Source organism: Nocardioides kongjuensis, assembly GCF_013409625.1.
GTDB classification, from domain to species: Bacteria; Actinomycetota; Actinomycetes; order Propionibacteriales; family Nocardioidaceae; genus Nocardioides; species Nocardioides kongjuensis.
Map to the genome: position 1 here is coordinate 1,167,771 of NZ_JACCBF010000001.1, position 23,980 is coordinate 1,191,750.

Below are 23,980 nucleotides of genomic sequence, written 5' to 3' on the forward strand. Positions count from 1 at the left end.
ATGGCGTCGGGCGGCTCGCTGGCCGACGCCACGCACTCCTCGGCGCCGCTGGCGGTGCGGATGCGTCCACGCACCCTCGAGGAGCTGGTCGGCCAGGAGCAGCTGCGCGCACCGGGCTCACCGCTGCGGCAGCTGGTCGAGGGCGACCAGTCCCTGTCGTTGCTGCTGTGGGGCCCGCCGGGCACCGGCAAGACCACGATCGCCTCGATCATCAGCCAGCAGACCGGACGGCGCTTCGTCGAGGTCTCGGCGGTCTCCGCCGGGGTCAAGGAGGTCCGCGCCGCGATCGACGCGGCCCGGCGCCAGCTGGTGGCGACGGGTGAGGAGACGGTCCTCTTCGTCGACGAGGTGCACCGGTTCAGCAAGGCGCAGCAGGACGCCCTGCTGCCCGGTGTCGAGAACCGCTGGGTGACCCTGGTCGCGGCGACCACCGAGAACCCGTCCTTCAGCGTCATCTCACCCTTGCTCTCGCGCAGCCTGCTGCTGCGCCTGCAGTCCCTCACCGACGACGACATCGCCGCCGTCCTGGACCTGGCCGTCGCCGACGAGCGGGGTCTCGGCGGCGAGCTGGTCCTCGAGGAGGCGGCGCGTGACCACATCGTGCGCCTCGCCGGGGGAGACGCCCGCCGGTCGCTGACCTACCTCGAGGCGGCGGCCGGGGCCGCCCGCAGCAAGGGCAGCGGCACGATCGACGTGGAGACGGCCGAGACCGCGGCCGACCAGGCGGCCGTGCGCTACGACCGCGACGGCGACCAGCACTACGACGTCGTCAGCGCCTTCATCAAGTCGGTCCGCGGCTCCGACGCCGACGCCGCCCTGCACTACCTCGCCCGGATGATCGAGGCGGGGGAGGACCCGCGATTCATCGCCCGCCGGCTGATGATCCTGGCCAGCGAGGACATCGGTCTCGCGGACCCCACCGCTCTGCCCACCGCGGTGGCCGCCGCCCAGACCGTGCAGCTGATCGGCATGCCCGAGGCCCAGCTGACCCTGGCCCACGCCACCATCGCCCTCGCGGTGGCGCCGAAGTCGAACGCCGTCACCACGGCGATCTTCGAGGCCGTCGCCGACGTACGCGCCGGCAAGATCGGCCAGGTCCCACCCCACCTGCGCGACGCCCACTACGCCGGCGCGAAGACGCTGGGCCACGGCCAGGGCTACGTCTACAGCCACGACGCGCCCTTCGGCGTCGCCGAGCAGCAGTACGCCCCCGACGTGGTCCGCGACGCCGCCTACTACCGCCCGACCGAGCTCGGCGCCGAGGCCGCGGTCAAGCAGCGGTGGGAGCGAGTTCGCCGCATCATCCGCGGCAAGTAGGCTACTTCGTCGTGACCTCCGACCTCGCCGTCCCGACCTGGCTGGTCGTGGTGACCCTCGTCGCCGTCGCGGCGCTCGTGGTCGCGGCGTACCGGCTGTCCCGGTCCGTGCGCCAGGCGCGCAGCCACACCGAGGCGCTGCTCGCCGCAGCAGCGCACGACGCCGACGCGCTGCGCGAGCAGCTCGCCGCCATCGAGGCGGAGCTGCAGGCCAGGCAGGAGGTGGCGCTGCGCCGGGAGCGGACGCCGGTCGCGGTGGTCGACGACCGCGAGTACGTCATCACCGACCTCGGTCAGGAGCACGGCCCGCGGGTCCCCGCGCGCGTCGTGCCCGCGCCGATGTTCGCCGACATCGTGCTGCGCGAGAGCGTCATCAAGACCGCCGCGCTGGCAGCCGGACTGCGCCGCGCGCTGTCGCCGGAGGTCCGCAACCGGATCCGGTTCGAGATGAGACGCGAGGTCAAGCGCTCGCGCAAGGAACGCCGCCTGATGCTCAAGGCGGCCCGGCGCGACCTGGAGTCGCGCCAGCGGGCGAGCCTCCGGGCCGACCTGGAGGTGTCGTCGTGAAGGGCAGCGTCTGGTTCGCAGCCGGCGCGGCCGCCGGCGTCTACGGCATGGTCCGGGTCCGCCGCCTCGCCGAGGCGTTCACCCCCGACGGCATGCGGGACCGGATCGGCGCGGCCGTCCTCGGCGCCCGGATGTTCGGCGAGGAGGTCGCCCGTGGCCAGGCCGCGGCCGAGATCCACCTGCGACAGCGCTTCGACGGCGCGGACGCCGGTCCGCCCCAACTCATGAATCCCCAGCCCAGCAAGGAAGGCACCCGTTGAACCACCCCACGAAGTTCTCCACTTCCCCCGCTACGCTCCTCCAGCGGACAACTTCGCGGGGACCCCGGTGATGAGCGAGCAGTACCTGAGCAGCGCGGAGATCCGCAACCGGTTCCTCGCCCACTTCGAGAACCGCGGCCACACCGTCGTACCGTCGGCCTCGCTGCTGCTCGACGACCCCAACCTGCTCTTCGTCAACGCGGGCATGGTGCCCTTCAAGCCCTACTTCCTGGGTCAGGAGACGCCGCCGTTCCAGCGGGCGACCAGCGTCCAGAAGTGCGTGCGCACCCTCGACATCGAGGAGGTCGGCAAGACCACCCGGCACGGCACGTTCTTCCAGATGAACGGCAACTTCTCCTTCGGCGACTACTTCAAGGAGGGCGCCGTCCAGTACGCGTGGGAGCTGATCACCAACTCCCAGGCCGACGGCGGCTTCGGCTTCGACCCCGACAGGATCTGGGTCACCGTCCTCCCCGAGGACGACGAGGCGCGCGAGGCGTGGAAGCGGATCGCCGGCCTGCCCGACGAACGGATCCAGCCGCGCGGCCTCAAGGACAACTACTGGAACATGGGCGTGCCCGGCCCGGGCGGTCCCTGCAGCGAGATCTACATCGACCGCGGCCCCGAGTTCGGGCCCGACGGAGGGCCCGAGGCCGACGAGGACCGGTTCCTGGAGATCTGGAACCTGGTCTTCATGCAGGAGGAGCTCAGCGCCGTTCGGGCGAAGGACGACTTCGACATCGCCGGCCCGCTGCCCAGCAAGAACATCGACACCGGCATGGGTCTCGAGCGGGTCGCGTACCTGCTCCAGGGCAAGCACAACATGTACGAGATCGACACGGTCTTCCCCGTCATCGAGCGGGCCATGGAGCTCTCCGGCAAGAAGTACGGCGCGCCCGGCGCCGACGGGCACGTCGACGACGTCCGCTTCCGCGTGGTCGCCGACCACGTCCGCAGCTCGCTGATGCTCATCGGCGACGGCGTCACCCCCGGCAACGAGGGCCGCGGCTACGTCCTGCGTCGCCTGCTGCGCCGCGCCGTGCGCAACATGCGCCTGCTCGGCTACCAGGACCCGTCGCTGCCCGAGCTGCTGCCGGTCTCGCGCGACAGGATGGGGGAGAGCTACCCCGAGCTGGTCTCCGGCTGGGACCGGATCGCGCAGATCGCGTACGCCGAGGAGGAGGCGTTCCGCAAGACGCTCCAGGCCGGCACCCAGATCTTCGACCTCGCCGCGGGCGACGTGAAGCAGTCCGGTGCCACCACCATCCCCGGCGACAAGGCGTTCGCGCTCCACGACACCTACGGCTTCCCGATCGACCTGACCCTCGAGATGGCCGCCGAGGCCGGCCTCAGCGTCGACGAGCCGGGCTTCCGGCAGCTGATGGCCGAGCAGCGCGAGAGGGCCAAGGCCGATGCGCGCGCCAAGAAGGGCCAGCACGCCGACACCGCGGTCTACCGCGACATCCTCGACGCCAACGGCCCCACCGAGTGGCTCGCCTACGAGACCCTCGAGACCGAGTCGAAGCCGCTCGCGCTGCTGCGCGAGGGCGTCGCCGTGCCCGTGCTCGCGACCGGCGAGATCGGCGAGCTCGTCCTCGACCGCACGCCGTTCTACGCCGAGTCCGGCGGCCAGGTGGCCGATGCCGGTGTCATCGAGTACGAGGGCGGTGCCCTCGAGGTGCTCGACGTCCAGCGCCCGGTGCGCGGCCTCGTGGTCCACCAGGTCCGCGTCGTCGACGGCGAGCTCCCCGCGGACGCGAGGCTGCTGCACGCGAAGGTCGACCCGCAGTGGCGCATCGGCGCCCGGCAGGCGCACTCCGGCACCCACATCGTGCACGCCGCGCTGCGCGAGGTGCTCGGACCCACCGCTCTGCAGTCCGGCTCCTACAACCGACCGGGCTACCTGCGCCTCGACTTCGGCTGGCTCAACGCGCTCTCTCCCGACCAGGTCCGCGAGATCGAGCAGGTCTCCAACAACGCGCTGCGCGCCGACCTGCCCGTCGGCTGGCAGTACATGACGCTCAGCGAGGCCAAGGACTGGGGCGCGATCGCCCTCTTCGGCGAGACGTACGACGACCAGAAGGTCCGCGTCGTCGAGATCGGCGGTCCCTGGTCGCGTGAGCTGTGCGGTGGCACGCACGTCGACCACTCCAGCCAGGTCGGCACCATCGTGGTCACCAGCGAGGCGTCGGTCGGCTCCGGCAACCGCCGCATCGAGGCGCTGACCGGCGTCGAGGGCTTCGACTACCTCGCCCGCGAGCGTGACGTGGTCGGCCAGCTCTCCACGCTGCTCAAGACGCAGCCCGGCGACCTCGTCGGCCGGGTCGGCGACCTCGTCGAGCGGCTCAAGCAGAGCGAGAAGGAGATCGAGAGGATCCGTCTCGCCCAGCTGCTGTCCGGCGGTGCCGCGCTCGCCGAGGGCGCCATCGACGTCAACGGCGTGCGGTTGGTCGCCCAGCGTCTCGACGGCGCCAGCGGCGGCGACGTGCGCACCCTCGCGACCGACGTCCGGGCCCGCCTCACCGGTGACGCCCCTGCGGTCGTCGTGCTGATCGGCGCGGCCGACGGCAAGGCGGCGATCGTCGCCGCGCTCAACGACGCGGCCCAGGCGCGTGGCCTCGCGGCCGGTGACCTGGTGCGCGCGGCCGCTCCGTTCCTCGACGGCAAGGGCGGCGGCAAGGCCGACCTGGCGCAGGGCGGCGGCACCGACGTGTCCCGCATCGACGAGGCGCTGGCCGCCGTCACCGCAGCGGTGGCCGGCAGCTGATGCGCCACGGCGTGCGGCTCGGCGTCGACCCGGGCGACGCCCGGATCGGCGTCGCCCGCAGCGACCCGTCCGGGATGCTCGCGACCCCGGTCGAGACGGTGCGCCGCGGCAAGGGCGACCTGCGCCGCATCCACCAGATCCTCGCCGAGGAGGACGCGGTGGAGGTCGTGATGGGCCTGCCGCGCTCGCTCGGCGGCGGCGAGGGGCCGGCGGCGCTCAAGACCCGCGAGTTCGCCGTACGCCTGGCGAGGCGGATCGCACCGGTCCCGGTGCGCCTGGTCGACGAGCGGCTCACCACCGTGACGGCGGAGGCTATGCTGCGCGACCAGCGCAAGGGAGCGAAGCGCCGAGCCGTGGTCGACCAGGTCGCAGCCGTCGTCATCCTCCAGCAGGCGCTGGACGCAGAACGCGCGACCGGCACCCCTCCGGGGGAGCTGGTGAACCCCACGCCCGAGGAGACGCATGACTGAGCCGCTGCCCGAGCACGTCGAGGACGCAGGTCACGACCTGCTCCCCGGTACGGCGGCCGGTGGTCGCCGGCGGGCCGAGAAGCGACGTCGGGGCGGGTGCCTGCCGATGCTGCTCGTGGTGGTGCTGTTCTGCGGCATCGTCGCCTGGTTCGCGCGCGGTGCGATCGCCGACGTCAAGGACATGTTCGCCGGCCCCGAGGACTACGCCGGGCCGGGCAGCGGCGAGGTCACCTTCGTCATCGACCCGGGCCAGTCGGTCTCCTCGATGGGTGCCGAGCTCGAGGACCTCGGGGTCGTGAAGTCCTCCGAGGCGTTCGTCGACGCCGCGGCCAAGAACAGCAGGTCCACGAAGATCCAGGCGGGCACCTACCTGCTCAAGAGCAGGATGAAGGCCGCCGACGTCGTCACGATCCTGGTCGACCCCTCGCAGATCGCCCAGGACACGGTGACCGTCCCCGAGGGCAAGCGGACCTCGGACATCGTCAAGATCCTCGCCAAGAAGACCGACTTCAAGGCCAAGCAGTTCCAGGCGGTGCTGGCCGACCCGGCCGCGCTCGGCCTGCCCCCGTCGGCCGGCGGCAACCCGGAGGGCTACCTGTTCCCGGCGACCTACACGATCACCCCGAGCGACACGCCGCAGACGATCCTCGCGGCGATGGTCGCCAAGGGACAGTCGGTGATGACCGACCTCGGTCTCGACGCCCAGGCGCAGGCGCTCGGGCTGACCGCCCACGAGGTGCTGACGGTCGCGAGCATGCTGGAGTTCGAGGCCAACCGCACCGAGGACTACCCGAAGGTGGCCCGGGCGATCTACAACCGCCTCGACAAGGGGATGGCCCTGCAGTCGGACGCGACGGTCGCCTACGCGAACGGCCTCTCCGGCGAGGTGTGGACCACCTCGGCGCAGCGCGACATCGACTCGCCCTACAACACCTACGCCCACACCGGCCTGCCGCCGGGCCCGATCGGCAACCCCGGTCAGGCGACCATCGATGCTGCGCTGCACCCTGCCGACGGGCCGTGGCTGTACTGGGTGGTGGTCAACCTGAAGACCGGCGAGACCGTCTTCTCGACCACGCTGGCCGAGCACAACGCCGCCACCGAGCGGCTGCGCGAGTACTGCAAGACCTCCGACGCCTGCTGATGGGGTGCCGATGAGGTGCGCGGTCCTGGGCGACCCGGTCGCCCACTCGCTCTCGCCGACCCTGCACCGGGCGGGGTACGCCGCACTCGGCCTCGACGCGACGTACGACGCCGTGCGGGTGCCGGCCGGCGAGCTCGCCGGCTTCGTGGCCGGACTCGGCGCGGAGTGGCGGGGCCTGTCGGTGACCGCCCCGCTCAAGCGGGAGGCGCTGGCACTGGCCGACGAGGTCTCCGACCTCGCCGTGCTGGCCGGCGGCGCCAACACCCTCGTGCGGACCGCGTCCGGGTGGCTCGCCGACAACACCGACGTGCCGGGCGCGGTGGCGGCGATCCGGGAGCGCCACGCCGGCGCGTTGACCGTGGCGACCGTCCTGGGCGGCGGCGCGACTGCCGCCAGCGTCGGCCTCGCGCTCGCCGACCTGGGCATCGCACAGATCACCGTCGCGGCCCGCAACCCGGCGAACGCCGCCGAGGCCGTGGCCGCGGTCGAGCGGCACCCGTCGGCGCCGCGGGTGGTCGTCGTACCGCTGGACGAGGTGGGAGCGACGGGCGACGCCGGGGGAGTCCTGGTGTCCACCGTGCCGGCCGCCGCGCAGACCGACGACCTGGTGGCCCGGGTGCTCCCGGCCGCGGTGGTCTTCGAGGTGACCTACAACGAGTGGCCCACGCCGCTGGTCGCCGCGGCGCTGTCCTCCGGCGCCACCGTCGTGTCCGGGATGGACCTGCTCGTCCACCAGGCCGTGCTGCAGTTCGGCATGTTCACTGGTCACGACGGGCCACTCGACGCCATGCGCTCGGCGGGCGAAGCCGCGCTCGCGGCTCGGTAGGTTCGTGGCCATGGAGTGGGTGCCCGCGCTGGCCTGCGCGCTCGTCGGCGCGGCGCTCGGGCTGCTGGTCCCGTGGCTGGTCGCGCTGTGCCCCGAGCCGGAGCACGACCCGAGCGAGAACCCCGAGGACTACCCCGACCACGTGCCGTTCGCCGAGCTCGCCGTCCGTCCCGGCCTGCGGCTGCGCAGCGTCGTCGCGTGCGGGCTCGCGTCCGGGGTTCTCGGTCTCGTGCTGGGGTGGAGCTGGGGACTGCTCTGGCTGCTCGTCCTCGTGCCGGTCTGCTGCGCGCTGACGGTGATCGACTACGTCACCTGGTACCTCCCGTCGCGGCTGATCCGGCCGTCGTGGCTGGTGACCGGTGCCCTCGTCGGCGCCGTCGCGGCGATCCTCGGCGAGCCGCAGGTGGCGCTGTGGGGGCTGATCGGCTTCCTCGGGCTCGGCGGCTACTACGGTCTGATCCGGCTAGTCAGCCCGCGTGCGATGGCCGGCGGTGACGTCCGCCTCGGTGCGCTGCTCGGCATCGCTCTCGGTCCGTTCGGTGCGCCCGTGCTGCTCGCGTCGGTGCTCGCTGCCGCCATCCTCGGCGTGCTGGGCACGGTGCCGATGCGGCGCAGCGGCACCATGATCCGCCGGCGGGTGCCCTACGGTCCGTTCCTCGTGCTGGGTGGGCTCCTCGCCGTCGTCGTGGGACAGGTCCTCGGCGCCTGAGCCCACCGTGGGAGACTGGTGCCCATGTTGCGCTGGCTGACTGCGGGGGAGTCCCACGGCCCCTCCCTGGTCGCGATCCTCGAGGGCCTGCCGGCCCACGTCGAGGTCACGACCGATGACATCTCCGACTCGCTCGCCCGACGACGCCTCGGCTACGGCCGCGGCGCCCGGATGAAGTTCGAGGCCGACGAGGTCACCATCACCGGCGGTGTGCGGCACGGTCGCACCCAGGGTGGTCCGGTCGCGATCCAGGTCGGCAACACCGAGTGGCCGAAGTGGGAGACCGTCATGGCGGCCGACCCGGTGGATCCCGCCGTGCTCGAGGCGCAGGCCCGCAACGCCCCGCTCACCCGCCCGCGGCCCGGCCACGCCGACCTCGCCGGCATGCAGAAGTACGACTTCCCCGACGCCCGCCCGATCCTCGAGCGCGCGTCGGCCCGCGAGACCGCGGCCCGCGTCGCGCTCGGCCGGGTGGCCAGCAACTTCCTCGAGCAGGCCACGGGCGCTCGGATCGTCAGCCACGTGCTCGAGATCGGCGGCGTCCGCACGCCGTCGCGCGAGCTCCCGACGCCCGACGACGTCGCGCGCCTCGACGCCGACCCGGTGCGCTGCCTCGACGCCGACGGCTCCAAGCTGATGGTCGAGCGGATCGACCAGGCCCACAAGGACGGCGACACCCTCGGTGGCGTCGTCGAGGTGGTCGTCCACGGACTCCCGCCGGGCCTGGGCTCCCACGTCCACTGGGACCGCCGCCTCGACGCGCGGCTGGCGGGCGCGCTGATGGGCATCCAGGCGATCAAGGGCGTCGAGGTCGGCGACGGCTTCGAGCTCGCCGCGACCCCGGGCTCGCTCGCCCACGACGAGATCGTCCCGACCGAGGAGGGCCTGCGGCGTGTGTCCGGCCGCTCGGGCGGCACCGAGGGCGGCATGACCACCGGCGAGGTGCTCCGCGTCCGGGCGGCGATGAAGCCGATCGCCACCGTCCCGCGCGCCCTGCGCACGGTCGACCTCGCCACCGGCGAGGAGGCGGTCGCCCACCACCAGCGCTCCGACGTCTGTGCGGTCCCCGCGGCCGGCATCGTCGCCGAGGCGATGGTCGCGCTGGTGCTCGCCGAGGCGGTGCTGGAGAAGTTCGGCGGCGACTCGGTCCAGGAGACGCGCCGCAACGTGCAGTCGTACCTCGACACCCTCCGGTTCAAGTGACCGGTGCGGGCGGGCCGCGTGCGGTCCTGATCGGCACCATGGGCGCCGGCAAGACCACCGTCGGCCGGCTGCTCGCCGAGCGGCTCGGGGTCGGGTTCGCCGACACCGACGAGCTGATCGAGGCGCAGCACGGCAAGACCGTCCAGGACATCTTCGTCGAGGACGGCGAGGCGACCTTCCGCGCACTCGAGCGGGCCGCGGTCGCGCGGGCGCTCGACGAGAGCGACGGCGTGCTGTCGCTCGGCGGCGGCGCGGTGCTCGACCCGTCGACCCAGGCCCTGCTCGCCGCCCACCGGGTCGTCTTCCTGCGCGTCGGTCTCGCCGACGCCGTCAAGCGGGTCGGCCTCGGCTCCGGGCGCCCGCTGCTGCTCGGCAACGTCCGCGCCCGCGTCAAGCAGCTCCTCGACGAGCGCGCGCCGGTGTACGCCGGCCTGGCCCGGATCACCGTCGACACCGACGGCCGCGAGCCGGCGGAGATCGCCGCCGAGATCGTCACCGCCCTGCAGGGAGACCCCGCATGACCGAGCACACCGCCACCCCCACCGTCATCCCGGTGACCGCCGCGGCGCCGTACGACGTCGTGGTCGGGCACGGCGTCCTCGACCGGCTGCGCGGACTCCTGCCCGCCGGCGTCCAGCGGGTCGCGATCATCACCCCCGAGTCGCTCGAGGACCTGCTCGAGCCGTTCGCCGACCTGCTCGAGGGGCTCGACGTCATCGTGCTGCAGGTGCCCGACGGCGAGGAGGCGAAGAACTGGGAGGTCGCCGCGGCCTGCTGGGAGTCGCTCGGCGAGGAGGGCTTCACCCGCTCCGACGCCGTCGTCACCCTCGGCGGCGGTGCGACCACCGACCTCGGCGGCTTCGTCGCCGCCACCTGGTTGCGCGGGGTCGCGGTCGTCCACGTCCCGACCACCGTGCTCGCGATGGTCGACGCCGCGGTCGGCGGCAAGACCGGCATCAACACCCCCGCCGGCAAGAACCTCGTCGGCTCCTTCCACGAACCCGTCGGCGTGCTGTGCGACCTCGCGCTGCTCGAGACCCTCCCGCGCGCCGAGCTGGTCGCGGGTCTCGGCGAGGTCGTCAAGTGCGGCTTCATCGCCGACCCGCGGATCCTCGAGCTGGTCGAGCAGACCGCGCCCGAGGAGCTCACGGCCGGATCGCCGGTGCTGCGCGAGCTGGTCGAGCGGGCCATCCGGGTCAAGGCCGAGGTCGTCGCCGGCGACCTCAAGGAGACCGGGGGCCGCGACGGCCATCCCGGCCGCGAGGTCCTCAACTACGGCCACACCCTGGCCCACGCCATCGAGAAGGCGACCGACTACTCGATCCGGCACGGCGAGGCGGTCGCGCTGGGCTGCGTGTTCGTCGCCGAGCTCGCCGCCCGCGCCGGTGCGCTCGCGCCGGAGGTCGTCGACCGGCACCGCGCCGCGTTCGGCCGCGTCGGCCTGCCGACCTCGTGGAGCGGTGCCGACTTCGACACCCTGCTCGCCACCATGCGGGTCGACAAGAAGGCCCGGGGCAACCAGCTGCGCTTCGTCGTCCTCGAGGACCTCGCACGCCCCGTCGTCCTCGCCGGGCCGTCGGAGGACGACCTGCGAGCGTCGTACGCCGCCCTGTCGGGTCTGCAAGGATCCTGACCATGGGCAAGCAAGAGGTCTACGTCCTCAACGGGCCGAACCTGAAGCGGCTGGGCCGCCGGCAACCGGAGATCTACGGCTCCACCACGCACTCCGACCTGGCGAGGCTGCTGAGCGGCTGGGGCAAGGACTACGGTCTCGACGTCCGCTTCCAGCAGACGAACCACGAGGGCGAGATGCTCGACTGGCTCAACGACGCGGCCGACTGGTCGTGGCCGGTGGTGCTCAACGCCGGTGCCTGGACCCACTACTCCTACGCGCTGTACGACGCCTGCGCGCAGCTGACCGCCCCGCTCGTCGAGGTCCACATCAGCGCGCCGTCCAAGCGACCCGAGGAGTTCCGGCACACCTCGGTCATCACCCCGCACGCCGCGAAGGTGATCGAGGGCGAGGGCATCGACGGCTATCGGCAGGCGCTCGAATTCATCGCAGCACAGGGCGCCCACTAGACTCGTCTGCTGGCCCCGCGTCGACTCGCGGAGCCACCCGATCTTTCGACATCTCGACAGAAGGCTGACGCATGGCAACGACGAACGACCTCAAGAACGGCATGGTGCTGAACCTGGAGGGCCAGCTCTGGCAGGTGGTCGAGTTCCAGCACGTGAAGCCGGGCAAGGGCCCTGCGTTCGTCCGCACCAAGCTCAAGCACGTCGAGTCGGGCAAGAACGTCGACAAGACGTTCAACGCCGGCACCAAGGTCGAGACCGCCACGGTCGACCGCCGCTCGTTCCAGTACCTCTACAACGACGGCACCAACTTCGTCTTCATGGACGTGCAGGACTACGACCAGATCGAGGTCGACCCCGCGATCGTCGGCTCCGCCGCCGGCTTCCTCCTGGAGAACCAGGAGGTCATCCTGGCCACCAACGAGGGCCGCGTGCTCTTCATCGAGATGCCCGCCTCGGTCGAGCTCGTCGTCTCCTACACCGAGCCCGGCGTCGTCGGCGACTCGGCCACCGGCCGCACCAAGCCCGCCACGCTCGAGACCGGCGCCGAGATCCAGGTGCCTCTCTTCATCGAGCAGGGCGAGAAGATCAAGGTCGACACCCGCGAGGGCGGCTCGTACCTCTCGCGCGTGAAGGGCTGATCACCCTCGTGGGAGCCCGGACCAAGGCCCGCAAGCGCGCCCTCGACGTCCTGTACGCCGCCGACCTGCGCGGTGAGACGGGCGTCGAGGCGCTCGAGCGGGTCATCGCCGAGGGCGAGCCCCCGGCGAACCCCTACACCGCCGTGCTCGTGCGCGGCGTCTCCGAGCGCCGCGAGCGGATCGACGAGGTGCTGCAGGAGTTCTCCACCGACTGGAGCCTGGCCCGGATGCCCGCGGTCGACCGCAACGTGCTCCGCATCGGCGTCTGGGAGCTGCTCTGGGCCGACGACGTGCCCGACACCGTCGCCGTGACCGAGGCCATGGGCCTGGTCCGCGAGTTGTCGACCGACGAGTCGCCGTCGTTCGTCAACGGCGTCCTCGGTGCGATCCAGCGCAAGAAGGCCACGCTCGTCTGAGCGTGGTCTGACCAGTTGCGGTTTGGGACCAATCCGCGACAATTCTGGGCGTTTCGCTGCGGTCTGTGCCCAATCGGCGGTGCCGGCGACGCTGGTCGGCACCTTGCGGGGTGTGTCAGGGTGGCGCCATGACAGGCCAGCTGGAAGCCGACGTCGTCGTCATCGGGCTCGGGCCCGGCGGTGAGCACCTCGCCGCCTCGTTGGCCCGGGCCGGGCTCTCGGTGGTCGGTGTCGACCGCCGCCTCGTGGGCGGCGAGTGCCCCTACTACGGATGCATCCCGTCGAAGATGATGATCCGCGCGGCCGACGCGCTCGCCGAGGCACGGCGGGTCGCGGTGCTGGCGGGTTCCAGCGACGTCCGGCCCGACTGGACCGTCGTCGCCGACCGGATCCGCGACGAGGCCACCGACGACTGGGACGACAAGGTCGCCGTCGAGCGACTGGAGAACGCGGGCGCGCGTTTCGTGCGCGGCCACGGCCGGCTCGCCGGACCCGGCCGCGTCGTGGTGACCACCGACGACGGCGAGGTCACGGTGACCGCGCGGCGTGGGGTGGTGCTGAACGCCGGCACCGAGCCCGCCGTACCGCCGATCGACGGGCTCGCCGGCACGCCGTACTGGACCAACCGGGACGCCGTGCAGCTGCGGGAGCTGCCCTCGAGCCTCGTGGTGCTCGGAGGGGGAGCGATCGGGTGCGAGCTGGCGCAGGCCTTCTCCCGGTTCGGGGTCGAGGTCACCGTGGTCGAGGCAGGGGAGCGGATCCTCGGGCCCGAGGAGCCGGAGGCCAGCGGCGTCGTGGCTGCGGCGCTCGACGCCGAGGGGATCGTGGTGCGCGCGGGTGTCGGCGTGAGCTCCGTGAGCCACGACGGAGCGTTCCGCATCGGCCTCGCCGACGGTACGACGATCGGCGCCCAGGCGCTGCTGGTGGCCGCGGGGCGGCGTACCAACCTCGCGGACATCGGCCTCGACACCGTCGGCCTCGACCCTGCCGTGCGCTCGATCGACGTCGACGAGCGGATGCGGGTCGCGGGCGCCGACGGGTTGTGGGCGATCGGCGACATCACGGGCAAGGGTGCCTTCACGCACATGTCGATGTACCAGGCGAACGTCGCGATCCGGGACCTCACCGGTGAGGACGGGCCGTGGGCCGACTACCGTGCCGTCTCGCGCGCCACCTTCACCGACCCCGAGGTCGGCTCGGTGGGACTGAGCGAGGACCAGGCGAGGCGTGCGGGGATCCGGGTCGGCATCGGTACGGCGGCGCTGCCGGAGTCCAGCCGCGGCTGGCTGCACAAGGTCGGCAACGACGGGCTGGTCAAGGTGGTCGTCGACCTCGACCGCGACGTGCTGGTCGGCGCCACCGCAGTGGGACCGGCGGGCGGCGAGATCATCGGCATGCTGGTGACCGCCGTCCACGCGGAGGTACCGCTCGCGACGCTGCGCGGGATGCACTTCGCGTACCCGACTTTCCACAGGGCGATCGAGACCGCGCTCTCCGCCGTGTCGTGAGGGTCACGTCGGGGTAGGTTGGCGCACGACCGCTGCCTATCTCGGAGGTACACGTGAGTCACTCCTCGACCGACCCCCTGACCGGCCCGTTGGACGGACCGCTGACCGACCACCTGTCCGACCCGCTCACGGACCCGATCGCACCGCCGCCCAGTGCACCGCGCGGGGCACCTCCGGTCGGTCCGCCGCCGCCTCCTCCGGTCGGCGGGCATCCGGTCGGCCCGCCGCCGCCGAGCCCGCCGCCGGTTGCCGTACCCGAGGGCGACGCGCCGGCGGAGCCGCGGCGCTTCATGACCGCGACCGACTTCCTCGACCGCCGCGACAACGAGGCGACGCTGGGCCCGGCGACGTGGGGCTGGCGTGGTCGGGTACGCCGCTGGTCCGGCGGCCTGATCAAGCCGGCGATGGGCGCCGCGGAGCGTTCCTACGAGGCCGACCGGGCTGCGATCCAGAAGGACTTCGACGGCCCGCGCACCATCGCCTTCGTCAACCCGAAGGGCGGCGCGGCCAAGACCACCGGCGTACTGGCCGCGGGCTACACCTTCGGCACCGTGCGGGGCGGCGGCGTGATCGCGTGGGACAACAACGAGACGCGTGGCACTCTCGGGATCCGCGGCACCCGCAGCACCCACCGCAACACCACCCGCGAGCTGCTCGAGGACCTCGGGCGGTTCGCGGACGTCTACCAGTCCCGGATCGGCGACCTCGGCGCCTTCGTCCGCTCCCAGGGAGACGCGCACTTCGACGTCCTGGCCTCCGACGAGCGCCCGGACGTCACCGGCGTCATCCACGCGACCGACTTCGCCGACGTCCATGCGTTGCTGGAGCGGTTCTACCGGATCCTGCTGATCGACACGGGCAACAACCTCAGAGCCGAGAACTGGCTCGCCGCCGCCGGTGCCGCCGACCTCCTCGTCGTGACCAGCACCATCCGCGAGGACACCGGCTACAGCGGCCTGTGGATGCTCGACGCGCTGCAGGACGCCGGCCACGAGAACCTCAAGTACAAGACGATCACCGTGCTCTCCGACCCGAGCCCGAAGGTCGACGAGGCCCTCGCGCGTGACCTGGTGCAGGTCTACGAGCAGCGCACCCGTGGCGTCCACCGCGTGCCCTACGACCCGGCACTGGTGTCGGGCTCGGTCGTGCCCTATGCCCAGCTGTCCGCCGAGACGCGGCGCTCGTGGCTGCGGGCGTGCGCGGCGATGGCGACGGCTCTGTAGGCGCTCTGCCCGGAGCCCTCCCGTGTCGTCGATTGGGCACAGACTGCACGTCCTGGTCGTCGAATGTTGCGGTTTGGGACCAAACCGCAACGTCCACGAGCGGCGTACCCCGGATCGAGACCCTGACGTCGGGTACCTCCCGCGGGTCAGCAGACCGACGACGAGAGGAGCCCGCGATGGGTCTCGACGACAAGCTGGACAACGCGTTCGAGGAGAAGAAGGGCGAGACCAAGGAGGCGGTGGGCAAGGCCACCGACGACGAGGACCTCGAGGCCGAGGGCAAGGTCGACAAGGCCAAGGGCAGCATCAAGCAGGCCGGCGAGAAGGTGAAGGACGCCTTCAAGTAGGCCGACCTGCGCTCGCGGAGGGACCTGGCGTGGCCGGGTCCCTCCGTTGCGTCGTGGTCAGACCAGTCGTCGATTGGGCACAGACCGCACGCCGTGGCCCCGAATTGTTGCGGTTTGGGACCAAACCGCAACGCGTGGCACACCGATCCCGGTTCGCGCAGAGCAGGGGCCAGCGGGTAGGGTGAGCGTCAGTTCGACATCCTTTAACGAGCCGTCCCGTGAGGCGGAGAAGGAGGGCCGTTCAGCCTTGCCTGCACAGCAGAACCCGAAGGCACACGATGGCACCGACGCGGGTCGCGTCGTCCTCGACGCCGGCGACATCAGCCGGGCGTTGATCCGCATTTCCCACGAGATCCTCGAGCGCAACAAGGGCGCCGAGGATCTTCTTCTTCTCGGGCTCCACACCCGCGGCGTCCCGCTGGCCCGTCGTCTGGCCGACAACATCGCCCAGGTCGAGGGTACGACGGTCGCCACCGGCGAGCTCGACGTCACGATGTACCGCGACGACCTGCGGTCGAACCCGACCCGCGCGCCGCACCGCACCCAGGTGCCGGCCGGCGGGATCGACGGCAAGACGGTCGTCCTGGTCGACGACGTCCTCTACTCCGGGCGCACCATCCGGGCCGCGCTCGACGCGCTCTCGGACCTGGGCCGGCCGGCGGTCGTGCGACTGGCGGTGCTGGTCGACCGGGGCCACCGGGAGCTCCCGATCCGTGCCGACCACGTCGGCAAGAACCTGCCGACCGCCCGCAGCGAGCGCGTCAGCCTGCGGCTGGTCGAGACCGACGGCGAGGACGAGGTGCGCATCCAGTGAACAAGCATCTGCTGAGCATCGACGACGTGAGCGCCGAGGACATCCAGGAGATCTTCACGACGGCGGCGGAGATGCACGACGTGCAGCACCGCCAGGTCAAGAAGCTCCCGGCGCTGCGCGGCCGCACGGTCATCAACCTGTTCTTCGAGGACTCCACCCGCACCCGGTCGAGCTTCGAGATCGCCGGCAAGTGGCTCTCCGCCGACGTGATCAACCTGTCCGCCAAGGGCAGCAGCGCCAGCAAGGGCGAGTCCCTGCGCGACACCGTGCTGACCGTGACGGCGATGGGCATCGACGGCCTGGTCGTGCGCCACATGGCCAGCGGCGCGGCCGAGCAGATCAGCCGCTGGATCGACGTACCGGTCATCAACGCCGGCGACGGCACCCACGAGCACCCCACGCAGGCGCTGCTCGACGGCTACACGCTGACCCGCAAGCTCGGCACCCTCGAGGGCAAGCACGTCGCGATCGTCGGCGACCTGACCCACAGCCGGGTGTTCCGATCCAACGTCAAGAGCCTCACCAAGCTGGGCGCCACGGTCACCGCCGTCGCCCCGCCGACGCTGATGCCCTCCGGCGTGGGCGACTGGTCGAAGGCGGCGGGCTTCGCCACCAGCTACGACCTCGACGAGGTGCTGCCGCAGGCCGACGCCGTGATGATGCTGCGCGTCCAGCGCGAGCGGATGAGCGGCGGGTTCTTCCCGACCGCCCGTGAGTACACCGTCGGCTACGGCCTCACGCGCGACCGGCTGGCCGTGCTCAAGCCCGGTACGCCGATCCTGCACCCCGGCCCGATGAACCGCGGGCTGGAGATCTCCGCGGACGCCGCCGACGCCCTGGACTCGGTCGTGCTCGACCAGGTGTCCGCCGGTGTCGCCGTCCGCATGTCCGTGCTCTACCACCTGCTCGCCGGTGAGGAGACCTCATGAGCATCCTGATCAAGGGCGCCACCCTGCCCGACGGTACGACGACCGACGTCCTCGTCCAGGACGGCACCATCGCCGAGCTCGGCGCGCTCTCGACGAGGGCCGACCGGACGATCGACGCCGACGGGCTGCGCCTGCTGCCCGGCCTGGTCGACCTGCACACCCACCTGCGCGAGCCCGGCCGCGAGGACGCCGAAACGGTGCTCACCGGCTCGCGCGCCGCCGCGGTCGGCGGCTACACCGCCGTCCTCGCGATGGCCAACACCAACCCGGTCACCGACACCGCCGAGGCGGCCGAGCGGGTCCACGACCTCGGCCGCGCGGCCGGCCTGGTCGACGTGCAGCCGGTCGGTGCGGTCACCAAGGGCCTGGCGGGCGAGGAGCTCGCCGAGCTGGGCCTGATGGCCCGCAGCCGCGCGAAGGTCCGGGTCTTCTCCGACGACGGCAAGTGCGTCCACGACCCGCGCGTGATGCGCCGGGCGCTGGAGTACGTCAAGGCGTTCGGCGGTGTGGTCAGCCAGCACAGCCAGGACCCGTCGCTGGCGGGTCCCACGGCCTGCTGCCACGAGGGCGAGCTCTCCGGGCAGCTCGGCCTGCCCGGCTGGCCCGGCGTCGCCGAGGAGGTCATCGTCGCCCGCGACGTGATGCTGGCCCGCCACACCGGCAGCCGGGTCCACGTCGCCCACGTGTCCACCGCCGGCAGCGTCGAGGTGGTCCGCTGGGCCAAGGCGCAGGGCATCGACGTGACCGCCGAGGTCACGCCCCACCACCTGCTGCTCACCACCGACCTGCTCACGGGCTACGACCCGACGTTCAAGGTCAACCCGCCGCTGCGTCCCGACGAGGACGTGCGGGCGCTGCGCGAGGCGCTGGCCGACGGCACCATCGACGCCGTCGCCACCGACCACGCGCCGCACGCCCGCCACGACAAGGAGCACGCCTTCGTCGACGCGGCCTTCGGCATGCTCGGCCTCGAGACCGCGCTGCCGGTCGTCACAACGGTGATGGTCGAGTCCGGCCTGCTCGACTGGGCCGGCGTGGCCCGGGTGATGAGCGTCAACCCGGCCCGGATCGCGAGCCTCGACGGTGAGCACGGCCGGCCGATCGCCGTCGGCGAGCCCGCCAACCTCACCCTGGTCGACCCCACGACGAAGGTCGTCGTCGACCGCGCAGCCAGCGTCTCGCTGAGCCGCAACAACCCCTGGCACGACCGCAAGCTGACCGGTCGCATCGTCGCCACGCTGCTGCGTGGCACGCCGACCGTTCTGGAAGGAGCGCTCGCATGAGCACCCCCGCACTGCTCGTCCTCGAGGACGGCCGCACGTTCCACGGCGAGGCCTACGGCGCCGAGGGCGAGACCTTCGGCGAGGCCGTCTTCAACACCGGGATGACCGGCTACCAGGAGACGCTGACCGACCCGTCGTACCACCGCCAGGTCGTCGTGATGACGGCTCCCCACATCGGCAACACCGGCGTCAACGACGAGGACCCGGAGTCGAAGCGGATCTGGGTCGCCGGGTACGTCGTCCGCGAGCCCGCCCGGATCCCCAGCAACTGGCGCTCGCGCCGCTCGCTCGACGACGAGCTCAAGGCGCAGGGCGTCGTCGGCATCTCCGGCATCGACACCCGCGCGCTCACCCGCCACCTGCGCGAGCGCGGCGCGATGCGGGTCGGCATCTCCACCGTCGAGACCGACCCGGCGAAGCTGCTGGAGAAGGTCAAGACCTCCGCCGAGATGTCCGGCGCCAACCTGTCCGAGGCCGTCTCCACCAGCGAGGCGTACGTCGTCCCGGCCCAGGGCGAGAAGCGGTTCACCGTGGCCGCCCTCGACCTCGGCATCAAGGACATGACGCCGCAGCGGATGAGCGAGCGCGGCATCGAGGTCCACGTCCTGCCCGCCACGGCGAGCATCGACGACGTCCTCGCCGTCGGCGAGGACGGCCCCGACGGCCTGTTCTTCTCCAACGGCCCGGGCGACCCGGCCGCGACGACGGGCCAGGTCGAGCTGCTCCGGCAGGCCCTCGCGCAGGACCTGCCCTACTTCGGCATCTGCTTCGGCAACCAGCTCTTCGGACGTGCGCTCGGCTTCGGCACCTACAAGCTGAAGTACGGCCACCGCGGCATCAACCAGCCGGTGATGGACCTGACCACCCGCAAGGTCGAGGTCACCGCGCACAACCACGGGTTCGCGGTCGACGCCCCGCTCGACGCGCCCACCGAGACGCCGTACGGCACCGCCACGGTCAGCCACGTGTGCCTCAACGACGACGTCGTCGAAGGCCTCGAGCTGCGCACCCCGGAGGGGAAGCTGAAGAGCTTCTCCGTCCAGTACCACCCGGAGGCCGCCGCCGGCCCGCACGACGCGGCGTACCTCTTCGACCGCTTCACCACGCTCCTGGAGGAGAACGCCTGATGCCGAAGCGCGAAGACATCAAGTCCGTCCTGGTCATCGGCTCCGGCCCGATCGTCATCGGCCAGGCCTGCGAGTTCGACTACTCCGGGACCCAGGCCTGCCGGGTGCTCAAGGAGGAGGGCCTGCGGGTCATCCTGATCAACTCCAACCCGGCCACGATCATGACCGACCCGGAGTTCGCCGACGCGACCTACGTCGAGCCGATCACCCCGGAGTTCGTCGAGAAGGTCATCGCCAAGGAGCGCCCCGACGCGATCCTGCCGACGCTCGGCGGGCAGACCGCGCTCAACGCGGCCATCGCCGCCCACGAGAGCGGCGTGCTGGAGAAGTACGGCGTCGAGATGATCGGCGCGAGCTTCGAGGCGATCCACCGCGGCGAGAACCGCGAGCTGTTCAACGCGATCGTGCACAAGGTCGGCGGCGAGGTCGCCCGCTCCTTCGTGTGCCACTCGATGGAGGAGGTCGAGAAGGCGGCGGCCGACCTGGGCTTCCCGATCGTCGTGCGCCCCTCCTTCACCATGGGCGGGCTGGGCTCCGGCATCGCCTACGACGAGGAGGACATGCACCGCATCGCCGGTGCCGGCCTGTCCGCGTCGCCGACCACCGAGGTGCTGATCGAGGAGTCGATCATCGGGTGGAAGGAGTACGAGCTGGAGGTGATGCGCGACAAGGCCGACAACGTCGTCATCATCTGCTCGATCGAGAACTTCGACCCGATGGGCGTGCACACCGGCGACTCGATCACCGTCGCGCCCGCGATGACGCTGACCGACCGCGAGTACCAGCACCTGCGCGATCTCGCCATCGGCATCATCCGCGAGGTCGGCGTCGACACCGGCGGCTGCAACATCCAGTACGCCGTGAACCCCGCCGACGGCCGGGTCATCGTCATCGAGATGAACCCCCGCGTGTCCCGCTCCTCGGCGCTGGCGTCGAAGGCCACCGGCTTCCCGATCGCCAAGATCGCGGCGAAGGTCGCGGTCGGCTACACCCTCGACGAGATCCCCAACGACATCACCCGGGAGACCCCGGCCTCCTTCGAGCCGACCCTCGACTACGTGGTGGTGAAGGTCCCGCGGTTCGCGTTCGAGAAGTTCCCGACCGCCGACCCGACGCTGACCACCCACATGAAGTCGGTCGGCGAGGCGATGGCCATCGGCCGCAGCTTCACCGAGGCGCTCAACAAGGCGCTGCGCTCGCTGGAGAACAAGCACGCGCCGTTCGACTGGGCCTCCCCGGTCGGTGACAAGGACACGCTGCTCGAGGCCATCAAGGTCCCGCACGACGGCCGCCTGCAGGAGGTGATGCAGGCGATCCGCGCCGGCGCGACCCAGGAGGAGATCCACGACGCCACGAAGATCGACCCGTGGTTCGTCGACCAGGTCTTCCTGATCGACGAGGTCGCCCAGCAGGTCGCTGCGACCGAGACGCTCGACGCCGGCGCGCTCCGGCTGGCCAAGAGGCACGGCCTCTCCGACGCCCAGATCGCGGCCATCCGCGGCCTGCAGGAGTCCGAGGTCCGCATCGCCCGGCAGACGCTCGGTGTCCGGCCGGTCTTCAAGACCGTCGACACCTGCGCCGCCGAGTTCGCCGCGGCCACGCCGTACTACTACTCCTCCTACGACGAGGAGTCCGAGGTCCAGCCGCGTGCCGAGGGCAAGCAGGCCGTGATCATCCTCGGCTCGGGCCCGAACCGGATCGGCCAGGGCATCGAGTTCGACTACTCGTGCGTCCACGCCAGCCTCGCCCTGGCCGAGGCCGGCTACGAGACGATCATGGTCAACTGCAACCCGGAGACGGTCTCGACCGACTACGACACCTCGGACCGGCTCTACTTCGAGCCGCTCACGATGGAGGACGTGCTCGAGATCTACGAGGCCGAGAAGGCCGCCGGCCCGATCGCCGGTGTGATCGCGACCCTCGGCGGCCAGACCCCGCTCGGGCTCGCGCAGGGCCTGCAGGATGCCGGTGTCCCGATCGTCGGCACCAGCCCCGAGGCGATCGACCTCGCCGAGGAGCGCGGCGCCTTCGGCCGCGTGCTCGCCGACGCCGGCCTGGTCGCGCCCAAGCACGGCACCGCGGTGTCCTACGACGAGGCGCAGGCCATCGCCCACTCGATCGGCTACCCGGTGCTGGTGCGGCCGTCGTACGTCCTGGGCGGGCGCGGCATGCAGATCGTCTACAGCGACCAGGCGCTCGAGGCCTACATCAACGCCGCGACCGAGATCAGCCCGGACCGGCCGGTGCTGGTCGACCGGTTCATCGACGACGCGGTCGAGATCGACGTCGACGCGCTGTACGACGGCACCGACCTGTTCCTCGGCGGCGTGATGGAGCACATCGAGGAGGCCGGCATCCACTCCGGCGACTCCTCGTGCGCGCTGCCGCCGATCACCCTCGGCAACGCCGAGATCGCCCGGATCCGCGAGGCCACCACGGCCATCGCCAAGGGCGTGGGCGTGCGCGGCCTGATCAACATCCAGTTCGCCCTGGGCGCCGACGTGCTCTACGTGATCGAGGCCAACCCGCGTGCCTCGCGCACGGTCCCGTTCGTCTCCAAGGCCACCGGCACCCAGCTCGCCAAGGCCGCGGCCCGGCTGATGCTGGGGGAGTCGATCGCCGAGCTGCGCGCCTCCGGCGTGCTCCCGGCCGAGGGCGACGGCGGCACCCTGCCCGCCGACTCGCCGATCGCGGTCAAGGAGGCGGTGCTGCCGTTCAACCGGTTCCGCACCAAGGACGGCCAGTTCGTCGACACCGTGCTGGGACCGGAGATGAAGTCGACCGGCGAGGTCATGGGCTTCGACGCGGACTTCGGCACCGCGTTCAGCAAGTCGCAGGCTGCGGCGTACGGCCCGCTGCCGACCTCGGGCAAGGTGTTCATCTCCATCGCCGACCGCGACAAGCGCACCATGATCTTCCCGACCCGGGTGCTCGTCGACTACGGCTTCGAGATCCTCGCGACCCAGGGCACCGCCGAGGTGCTGCGCCGCAACGGCATCCAGGCCACCGTGGTGCGCAAGCACTTCGAGGGCAGGGGTCCCGACGGCGAGCCCACCGTCGTCGACATGATCCTGGCCGGCGACATCGACCTGATCGTGAACACCCCGTACGGTTCGACGACGTCGTCGGGCGGCGGCGGGGACTCCCGCATCGACGGCTACGAGATCCGGTCCTCGGCCGTGCTGACCGGGACGCCGTGCATCACCACGGTGCAGGGCCTCGCGGCCGCGGTGCAGGGCATCGCCGCTGTGCGGGCGGGCTCGATCGGCGTGCGGTCCCTGCAGGAGTGGAACGCGTGAGGCTCTACGACAAGGTCTTCGAGCACGTCCTGGTCCGGATGGACGCCGAGAAGGCGCACCACCTGACCTACGACGCGCTGCGGGCCGGCGGTCCGGTGCTCTCCCGGGCGCCGATCCCCGGCTCGGCCCCGGTCGAGGCGATGGGGCTGAGGTTCCCCAACCGCCTCGGCCTCGCACCGGGCTTCGACAAGAACGCCCAGGTCTACGACCGGATGGGTGCCTTCGGGTTCGGGCACGTCGAGATCGGCACGGTCACCGCGCTGGCGCAGCCCGGCAATCCGAAGCCGCGGCTGTTCCGGCTGCCCGAGGACCGGGCGATCGTCAACCGGATGGGCTTCAACAACGACGGCGCCACGGCGGTCGCGGCACGACTGGCCGAGCGCAAGCGCAAGCCCGGTGGGCTGGTGCTCGGTGTCAACATCGGCAAGTCCAAGGTCGTGCCCGACGACGACCAGGCCGCCGTCGAGGCCGACTACGAGACCTCGACCCGGCTGCTCGCGCCGCACGCCGACTACCTCGTGGTCAACGTGAGCTCGCCCAACACGCCGGGCCTGCGCAACCTGCAGGCGGTCGAGAAGCTCGCGCCGCTGCTGGCGCACGTGCGTCGTACCGCTGACGAGGTGACCTCCGCGCCGCTGCCGCTGCTGGTGAAGATCGCGCCCGACCTGTCCGACGACGACGTCCTCGCCGTCGCCGACATGGCGCTCGACCTCGGCCTGGCCGGGATCATCGCGACCAACACCACGATCTCCCGCGAGGGCCTGCGCACGCCGGCCGCCCAGGTCGAGGCGATCGGCGCCGGCGGCCTGTCGGGCGCGCCGCTCACTGCGCGCTCGACCGAGGTGCTGCGGCTGCTGCGCGGCCGGGTCGGGCCCGACCTGACCCTGATCGGCGTCGGCGGGATCAGCACGCCCGAGCAGGCCCGGGAGCGGGTCGCGGCCGGTGCGAACCTGGTGCAGGCCTACAGCGCCCTGATCTACGGTGGCCCGATGTGGCCACGACAGATCTTGCGCGCGCTGTGATGGGTCTCGATACGCCGGTCGCCTGCGCGG

At 71.8% G+C, this 23,980-nt stretch carries 23 protein-coding genes; all 23 read left to right on the forward strand.

Annotation, left to right across the window (positions count from 1 at the left end):
• The 23 genes from BJ958_RS05495 to BJ958_RS05605 all read left to right on the forward strand — a co-directional run bounded on the left by BJ958_RS05495 (position 1) and on the right by BJ958_RS05605 (position 23,950).
• Complete coding sequence (locus BJ958_RS05495; protein ID WP_179729997.1) at positions 1–1,317, forward strand: replication-associated recombination protein A; 1,317 nt, start codon at positions 1–3, stop codon at positions 1,315–1,317.
• Positions 1,318–1,328: 11 nt separating this feature from the next.
• Entirely contained in the window at positions 1,329–1,883 is a 555-nt protein-coding gene (locus BJ958_RS28955) for a hypothetical protein (RefSeq protein ID WP_179725912.1), read from the forward strand.
• Entirely contained in the window at positions 1,880–2,143 is a 264-nt protein-coding gene (locus tag BJ958_RS28960) for a DUF6167 family protein (protein ID WP_179725913.1), read from the forward strand. Before BJ958_RS28955 ends, BJ958_RS28960 begins: the two co-directional genes overlap by 4 nt.
• Positions 2,144–2,228: 85 nt before the next feature.
• A complete protein-coding gene (alaS, locus tag BJ958_RS05510; protein ID WP_179729998.1) occupies positions 2,229–4,910 on the forward strand; it encodes an alanine--tRNA ligase in 2,682 nt (893 codons plus the stop codon).
• Positions 4,910–5,380: a Holliday junction resolvase RuvX gene (gene ruvX / locus BJ958_RS05515; RefSeq protein ID WP_179725914.1), complete on the forward strand. Its 471-nt coding sequence runs from the start codon at positions 4,910–4,912 to the stop codon at positions 5,378–5,380. The genes alaS and ruvX overlap by 1 nt, the downstream gene beginning before the upstream one ends.
• The gene (gene mltG / locus BJ958_RS05520; RefSeq protein ID WP_179725915.1) at positions 5,373–6,524 is read left to right on the forward strand and encodes an endolytic transglycosylase MltG; all 1,152 of its coding nucleotides are present in this window, start codon (positions 5,373–5,375) and stop codon (positions 6,522–6,524) included. The genes ruvX and mltG overlap by 8 nt, the downstream gene beginning before the upstream one ends.
• 10 nt (positions 6,525–6,534) lie before the next feature.
• Positions 6,535–7,350, forward strand: coding sequence for a shikimate dehydrogenase (locus tag BJ958_RS05525; RefSeq protein ID WP_179725916.1), 816 nt, complete (start codon positions 6,535–6,537; stop codon positions 7,348–7,350).
• A 10-nt stretch (positions 7,351–7,360) separates the two neighbouring features.
• Positions 7,361–8,059, forward strand: a complete 699-nt coding sequence (locus tag BJ958_RS05530; RefSeq protein WP_179725917.1) for an A24 family peptidase — start codon at positions 7,361–7,363, stop codon at positions 8,057–8,059.
• A gap of 24 nt (positions 8,060–8,083) precedes the next feature.
• A complete protein-coding gene (gene aroC, locus BJ958_RS05535) occupies positions 8,084–9,262 on the forward strand; it encodes a chorismate synthase (protein ID WP_218865614.1) in 1,179 nt (392 codons plus the stop codon).
• Positions 9,259–9,783: a shikimate kinase gene (locus BJ958_RS05540; protein WP_273517144.1), complete on the forward strand. Its 525-nt coding sequence runs from the start codon at positions 9,259–9,261 to the stop codon at positions 9,781–9,783. The genes aroC and BJ958_RS05540 overlap by 4 nt, the downstream gene beginning before the upstream one ends.
• Positions 9,780–10,895 carry a 3-dehydroquinate synthase gene (gene aroB, locus BJ958_RS05545; RefSeq protein WP_179725919.1) on the forward strand — a complete coding sequence of 372 codons (1,116 nt, stop codon included), beginning with the start codon at positions 9,780–9,782 and terminating at the stop codon, positions 10,893–10,895. The genes BJ958_RS05540 and aroB overlap by 4 nt, the downstream gene beginning before the upstream one ends.
• A gap of 2 nt (positions 10,896–10,897) precedes the next feature.
• Complete coding sequence (locus BJ958_RS05550; RefSeq protein ID WP_179725920.1) at positions 10,898–11,344, forward strand: type II 3-dehydroquinate dehydratase; 447 nt, start codon at positions 10,898–10,900, stop codon at positions 11,342–11,344.
• A gap of 71 nt (positions 11,345–11,415) precedes the next feature.
• Positions 11,416–11,982 (forward strand): elongation factor P, encoded by a 567-nt coding sequence (gene efp, locus BJ958_RS05555; protein ID WP_179725921.1) that lies wholly within the window; start codon positions 11,416–11,418, stop codon positions 11,980–11,982.
• Between the two features lie 8 nt (positions 11,983–11,990).
• On the forward strand, positions 11,991–12,398 hold the full coding sequence (nusB, locus tag BJ958_RS05560) for a transcription antitermination factor NusB (RefSeq protein ID WP_179725922.1): 408 nt from the start codon (positions 11,991–11,993) through the stop codon (positions 12,396–12,398).
• 128 nt (positions 12,399–12,526) lie between these two features.
• Complete coding sequence (locus BJ958_RS05565; RefSeq protein WP_179725923.1) at positions 12,527–13,906, forward strand: dihydrolipoyl dehydrogenase family protein; 1,380 nt, start codon at positions 12,527–12,529, stop codon at positions 13,904–13,906.
• Between the two features lie 53 nt (positions 13,907–13,959).
• The gene (locus BJ958_RS05570) at positions 13,960–15,129 is read left to right on the forward strand and encodes a MinD/ParA family ATP-binding protein (RefSeq protein WP_343052579.1); all 1,170 of its coding nucleotides are present in this window, start codon (positions 13,960–13,962) and stop codon (positions 15,127–15,129) included.
• Positions 15,130–15,305: 176 nt separating this feature from the next.
• Positions 15,306–15,476 (forward strand): CsbD family protein, encoded by a 171-nt coding sequence (locus tag BJ958_RS05575; protein ID WP_179725924.1) that lies wholly within the window; start codon positions 15,306–15,308, stop codon positions 15,474–15,476.
• Positions 15,477–15,723: 247 nt separating this feature from the next.
• Complete coding sequence (gene pyrR, locus BJ958_RS05580; RefSeq protein WP_179725925.1) at positions 15,724–16,290, forward strand: bifunctional pyr operon transcriptional regulator/uracil phosphoribosyltransferase PyrR; 567 nt, start codon at positions 15,724–15,726, stop codon at positions 16,288–16,290.
• On the forward strand, positions 16,287–17,219 hold the full coding sequence (locus BJ958_RS05585) for an aspartate carbamoyltransferase catalytic subunit (RefSeq protein ID WP_179725926.1): 933 nt from the start codon (positions 16,287–16,289) through the stop codon (positions 17,217–17,219). Before pyrR ends, BJ958_RS05585 begins: the two co-directional genes overlap by 4 nt.
• Positions 17,216–18,502: a dihydroorotase gene (locus tag BJ958_RS05590; protein WP_179725927.1), complete on the forward strand. Its 1,287-nt coding sequence runs from the start codon at positions 17,216–17,218 to the stop codon at positions 18,500–18,502. The genes BJ958_RS05585 and BJ958_RS05590 overlap by 4 nt, the downstream gene beginning before the upstream one ends.
• The gene (gene carA / locus BJ958_RS05595) at positions 18,499–19,629 is read left to right on the forward strand and encodes a glutamine-hydrolyzing carbamoyl-phosphate synthase small subunit (RefSeq protein WP_179725928.1); all 1,131 of its coding nucleotides are present in this window, start codon (positions 18,499–18,501) and stop codon (positions 19,627–19,629) included. Before BJ958_RS05590 ends, carA begins: the two co-directional genes overlap by 4 nt.
• Positions 19,629–22,928, forward strand: a complete 3,300-nt coding sequence (carB, locus tag BJ958_RS05600) for a carbamoyl-phosphate synthase large subunit (RefSeq protein ID WP_179725929.1) — start codon at positions 19,629–19,631, stop codon at positions 22,926–22,928. The genes carA and carB overlap by 1 nt, the downstream gene beginning before the upstream one ends.
• Positions 22,925–23,950, forward strand: a complete 1,026-nt coding sequence (locus BJ958_RS05605) for a quinone-dependent dihydroorotate dehydrogenase (RefSeq protein WP_343052580.1) — start codon at positions 22,925–22,927, stop codon at positions 23,948–23,950. The genes carB and BJ958_RS05605 overlap by 4 nt, the downstream gene beginning before the upstream one ends.
• Positions 23,951–23,980 lie beyond the last annotated feature (30 nt).

Bases quoted from the DNA above. Each gene is read 5' to 3' on its own strand.
- BJ958_RS05495 (WP_179729997.1), top strand. From the start codon at position 1: ATGGCGTCGGGCGGCTCGCTGGCCGACGCCACGCACTCCTCGGCGCCG.
- ruvX (WP_179725914.1), top strand. From the start codon at position 4,910: ATGCGCCACGGCGTGCGGCTCGGCGTCGACCCGGGCGACGCCCGGATC.
- mltG (WP_179725915.1), top strand. From the start codon at position 5,373: ATGACTGAGCCGCTGCCCGAGCACGTCGAGGACGCAGGTCACGACCTG.
- BJ958_RS05525 (WP_179725916.1), top strand. From the start codon at position 6,535: ATGAGGTGCGCGGTCCTGGGCGACCCGGTCGCCCACTCGCTCTCGCCG.
- BJ958_RS05530 (WP_179725917.1), top strand. From the start codon at position 7,361: ATGGAGTGGGTGCCCGCGCTGGCCTGCGCGCTCGTCGGCGCGGCGCTC.
- aroC (WP_218865614.1), top strand. From the start codon at position 8,084: ATGTTGCGCTGGCTGACTGCGGGGGAGTCCCACGGCCCCTCCCTGGTC.
- aroB (WP_179725919.1), top strand. From the start codon at position 9,780: ATGACCGAGCACACCGCCACCCCCACCGTCATCCCGGTGACCGCCGCG.
- BJ958_RS05550 (WP_179725920.1), top strand. From the start codon at position 10,898: ATGGGCAAGCAAGAGGTCTACGTCCTCAACGGGCCGAACCTGAAGCGG.
- efp (WP_179725921.1), top strand. From the start codon at position 11,416: ATGGCAACGACGAACGACCTCAAGAACGGCATGGTGCTGAACCTGGAG.
- BJ958_RS05565 (WP_179725923.1), top strand. From the start codon at position 12,527: ATGACAGGCCAGCTGGAAGCCGACGTCGTCGTCATCGGGCTCGGGCCC.
- BJ958_RS05575 (WP_179725924.1), top strand. From the start codon at position 15,306: ATGGGTCTCGACGACAAGCTGGACAACGCGTTCGAGGAGAAGAAGGGC.
- BJ958_RS05590 (WP_179725927.1), top strand. From the start codon at position 17,216: ATGAGCATCCTGATCAAGGGCGCCACCCTGCCCGACGGTACGACGACC.
- carA (WP_179725928.1), top strand. From the start codon at position 18,499: ATGAGCACCCCCGCACTGCTCGTCCTCGAGGACGGCCGCACGTTCCAC.
- carB (WP_179725929.1), top strand. From the start codon at position 19,629: ATGCCGAAGCGCGAAGACATCAAGTCCGTCCTGGTCATCGGCTCCGGC.